This window comes from Dietzia sp. HMSC21D01 (assembly GCF_001815995.1).
GTDB lineage: Bacteria > Actinomycetota > Actinomycetes > Mycobacteriales > Mycobacteriaceae > Dietzia > Dietzia cinnamea.
The window spans coordinates 1-4,302 of record NZ_KV824100.1; the positions used below are offsets into that span (position 1 = coordinate 1).

General features: G+C 72.7%; 3 protein-coding genes. 2 read left to right on the forward strand and 1 reads right to left on the reverse strand.

The genetic code is table 11. The features are described 5' to 3' along the window. Positions 1-37 precede the first annotated feature (37 nt). On the reverse strand, positions 38-1,177 hold the full coding sequence (locus HMPREF3086_RS15615; protein ID WP_070722826.1) for an acyl-CoA dehydrogenase family protein: 1,140 nt from the start codon (positions 1,175-1,177) through the stop codon (positions 38-40). 147 nt (positions 1,178-1,324) lie between these two features. On the opposite strand from HMPREF3086_RS15615, the gene HMPREF3086_RS15620 reads away from it, so the two are divergent. Then, a complete protein-coding gene (locus HMPREF3086_RS15620) occupies positions 1,325-2,965 on the forward strand; it encodes an AMP-binding protein (protein ID WP_070722829.1) in 1,641 nt (546 codons plus the stop codon). A gap of 54 nt (positions 2,966-3,019) precedes the next feature. Then, on the forward strand, positions 3,020-4,302 hold a 1,283-nt coding region (locus tag HMPREF3086_RS15625), incomplete at its 3' end, for a family 43 glycosylhydrolase (RefSeq protein WP_070722831.1).

A 4,302-nucleotide genomic window follows, 5' to 3' on the forward strand; every position in this document is an offset into this window, starting at 1 on the left:
CCGGCCCCGGACCGCAGCCCGCCGCCGGCCCCGCGCCTCAGCCGGCGAGGCTGCGGGCGATCACCAGGCGCTGGATCTGGTTGGTGCCCTCGAAGATCTGGGTGATCTTGGCCTCGCGCATGTAGCGCTCGACAGGGAACTCGCGGGTGTAGCCCACGCCGCCGAGGACCTGCACGGCGTCGGTGGTCACCTTCATCGCGGCGTCGGTGGCGGTGAGCTTGGCGATCGAGGCCTCCCGGGAGTACGGGCGCCCGGCGTCCTTGCGGCGGGCGGCGTCGAGGTACGCCGCGCGGGCCGAGGCCACGGCGGCGGCCATGTCGGCGAGCAGGAAGCCCAGTCCCTGGTGGCCGATGATGGTCTTGCCGAACGCCTCGCGCTCGTTCGCGTAGGCCACCGCGTCGTCGAGCGCGCGCTGTGCGATGCCCGTGGCCACGGCGGCGATCCCGAGTCGGCCCGAGTCCAGGGCGGAGAACGCGATGCGCAGGCCCTCGCCCTCGGCGCCGATGAGCCGGCCGGCGTCGATGCGGGCGCCCTCGTAGGAGGCCGTGGTGGTGGGCACGCCGTTGAGGCCCATCTTGTCCTCGGGCTTGCCGAAGTGCAGGTTCTCCGTGTCGCGTGGCACGAGCAGGCAGGAGATGCCGCGCGAGCCCTCACCGGTGCGGACGAAGGTGTTGTAGACGTCGGCGATCCCGCCGTGGGTGATCCACGACTTGGTGCCGGTCACCACGTACGCGTCACCGTCCCGCTCTGCGCGGCACCGCAGGGCGGCGGCGTCCGATCCGGCCTGCGGCTCGGACAGCGAGTACGCACCGATCTGCTCGCCGGCGAGCAGCCCGGGTAGCCACTCGGCCTTCTGCTCGTCGGTGCCGGCGGTGGCCAGCGGGAAGCAGGACAGCCCGTGGACGCTCGTGGCCACCGCGACGGCCGCCCACCGGGCGCCGAGCTCCTCGAGGACCTGCAGGTACACCTCGTACGGCTGGTCGCCGCCGCCGAACTCCTCCGGGTAGGGCAGGCCGAGCAGGCCGACCTCGCCGAGCTGGGCGAACAGCCCCTCGGGGTAGGTGTGGTTCCGCTCGTGTTCCGCGGCGACCGGCTCGAGGAGCTTGTCCGCGACCGAGCGCGTCATCTCGAGGAGTTCGTACGCCTCGTCGCTGGGGAGCAGTCGGTCCACGGCCATGGGGGTCCTCCGGGTGCGTGCGGGAAAGATACTGGGTCCCATTAGAGTGCACGCCCGGACCTTGGGCCCTGTAGCCCCGAAAGCGGGGGTGCCCGTCGGTGGGTGGTGGTGGTGCTCACCCCGCCGACTGGACCACAATCGCCGACTATGACCGAGAACACCGCGTCGACCGCGTCCACGCCCCTGTCGCCGGAGGACCTGCTGGCGATCTACGACGTCCCCGGCGCGAGCGCCGCGGAGTTCCTGTGCGACCGGCACGACCCGGACGCGGTCGCGTTCACCGTCATCGACCCGGACCTGTCCGGGCGCGACATCACGTACGGGGAGCTGCGCACGGAGAGTGAGAAGGTCGCCGCCGCCCTGGCCGCGCTGGGGGTGGCCGAGGGCGACCGGGTGGCGACACTCATGTCGAAGTCCGCCGATCTGGTGTTCACGCTGATGGGGATCTGGCGGCTCGGCGCCGTCCACATGCCGCTGTTCACCGCGTTCGCGTGGCCGGCCATCGAGATGCGCATCACCGGTGGCGACGCGAAGGTGATCGTCTCCGACGCCGACCAGCGCGGCAAGCTCGAGTCCACGTCCGTACCGGTCGTCGTCGCGGGCCTGGCCGACTGCCCGGAGTCCCGCGAGGGGGACCTCGACCTGGACACCATCGTCGCGGCGCAGGAGCCCGGTCGCCCCGCCGCGGTCACCGGCCCGGACGCCGGCATGGTCATGCTCTTCACCTCCGGTACGACGGGCACCCCGAAGGGTGTCGTCGTGCCGGTGCGCGCGCTGGCCGCGTTCCACCAGTACATCGAGACCGGCCTGGACGTCCGCGCGGACGACGTGTTCTGGAACGGCGCCGACCCGGGCTGGGCGTACGGCCTGTACTACGGCATCCTCGGTCCGCTGGCCGTCGGGCGCCGCAGCCTGCTGCTGCACGCCCGGTACACGCCGGAGCTGGCCTTCGCCGTGCTGCAGTACTACCGCGTCACCAACTTCGCCGCCGCCCCGACCGTGTACCGGACCATGCGCGCCAAGCGCGACATCGCGCCGGCCGACGTGAGGCTCCGCCGCGCCTCGGCCGCCGGTGAGCCGCTCACCCCCGAGGTGATCGAGTGGTCGCGCGAGCAGTTCGGTGTGGAGGTGCGCGACCAGTACGGGCAGACCGAGCACGGCATGTTCATCATCAACCCGTGGCACGACTCCCTGCGCGAGGAGGTCCGCCCCGGCTCGATGGGCGTGCCCCTGCCGGGCTGGTCGTGCACCGTGCTGGCCGCGGACTCGGACGATCCGGCGCCGGCCGGAGAGCTGGGCCGCGTGGCGATCGACGTGCCCGCCAGCCCGCTCATGTGGTTCACCGGCTACCACGAGGCGCCGGAGAAGACCGCCGAGCGCTTCAGCGCGGACGGCCGCTGGTACTACACCGGCGACGCGGCCAAGCTCGACGCCGACGGCCACTTCTACTTCTCCAGCCGCGACGACGATGTCATCATCATGTCCGGCTACCGCATCGGCCCGTTCGACGTGGAGTCCGTGCTCGCCAAGCACCCGGACGTCCTCGAGTCCGCGGTGATCGGCGTCCCCGACGAGCTCGCGGGCGAGGTGCTCGAGGCGTACGTCGTCCTGCGCGACGGTGTCGACGGTGGCCCCGAGACGGAGTCCGCGCTGCAGGCGTGGGTCAAAACCGAGTTCGCGGCCCACGCCTTCCCGCGGAAGGTCCACTTCGTGCGCGAGCTGCCCAAGACCCCGTCGGGCAAGATCCAGCGCTTCCTGCTGCGCAAGGAGCGCTCCGGGCAGGCCTGACGGGTCGCGGACCTAGGTACTGCGGACCGGCGCACGAGGAACTACCCTCAGCGCATGACTCCCACGGCCACCGTCCGTTCCCCGGAGCCGGCGGCCCTCGTCGTCGTCGCCCTCATCACGGCGGTCACGGTCACCTCCACCACCACCGTCGCGACGGCCGCGGCCAACCCCGTGATCTCGTCGATCGCCCCCGACCCCTCGGTGCAGCGCGGCGCCGACGGCGCCTTCCACGTCCACGCCACCTCGGACGACTGGGGTGACGGTGCCGGGCGGCGCCTCGTGCCGCACTTCCGGTCCTTCGACCTGGTGGAGTGGGAGTACGTGGGCGACGCGTTCGCCGCGCCGCCCTCGTGGGCGCCGGCCGGATCATCGCTGTGGGCGCCCGACGTCCACCTCGCCGACGCCGGGGCGGTCATGTACTACACCACCGGCGGCTCCGCGCCCTGCATCGGCCGCGCCACCGCGCCCGGTCCGGACGGCCCGTGGATCCACGACGCCACCCCGATCGTCTGCTACGGCGCCGACGAGCCCTACCAGGACCTCGACCCCATGGACCCGGAGGTCGTGTTCACCGAGGACGGCCCGGTGATGCTCATGGGCAACTTCGAGGGCATCCACGCCGTACCGATGAACGCCGCAGGCACCGCACTGGACGGCGATCCGGTGCTCGTCGCCGGTCCGGGCGTCGAGGCGCCGGCCGTGGTCGCCCGCGCCGGGCGCACCCACCTGTTCACGAGCGCCGGCCTGTGTTGCGACGGCGAGCGGTCGCAGTACCGGGTGCTCGGCGGACGCGCGGACGACCTGCTCGGCCCGTACGAGGACAGGACCGGTCGGCCGTTGCTCGAGCGCGGCGCGGGCGACGTGATCCTCAGGGGCGACGAGAACTGGGTCGGGCCTGGGCATGTCGACGTCGCCATCGATGACGCCGGGCAGGACTGGATGCTCTACCACGCGGCGCCGCGCGGTCAGGCCGTCCTGCCGGGCGGTGTCCAGCGCCGCTACATGCTGATCGACCGCCTGGACTGGGTGGGTGGCTGGCCGGTGGTCGGGGACGGGACGCCGTCCGAATCGCGACGGGTCGACCCGGTGGTGGACCTGCCCGTGCGCCTCACCGCGGTCGGAGACGCCGCGCTGAGACGGGTCGACGACGACGAGGTGCTCGATCTCCCGATACGGATCGCCTCCACCGGGTCGGCGTACACGGGCGAGCTCAGGGCCACGATCACCGGCCCCGACAAGCGACGCACGGCGCTGCCGATCGTCTCCACGGGCGGGGACCTGCCCGCCGCGCCGGCGGCGGTCGCCGCCGGGGGAGCGCTCGACCGCACCCTGACCCT

Excerpts from the sequence above, each read along its gene's own strand:
- HMPREF3086_RS15615 (WP_070722826.1), bottom strand. The coding sequence starts at position 1,177 with ATGGCCGTGGACCGACTGCTCCCCAGCGACGAGGCGTACGAACTCCTC.
- HMPREF3086_RS15620 (WP_070722829.1), top strand. The coding sequence starts at position 1,325 with ATGACCGAGAACACCGCGTCGACCGCGTCCACGCCCCTGTCGCCGGAG.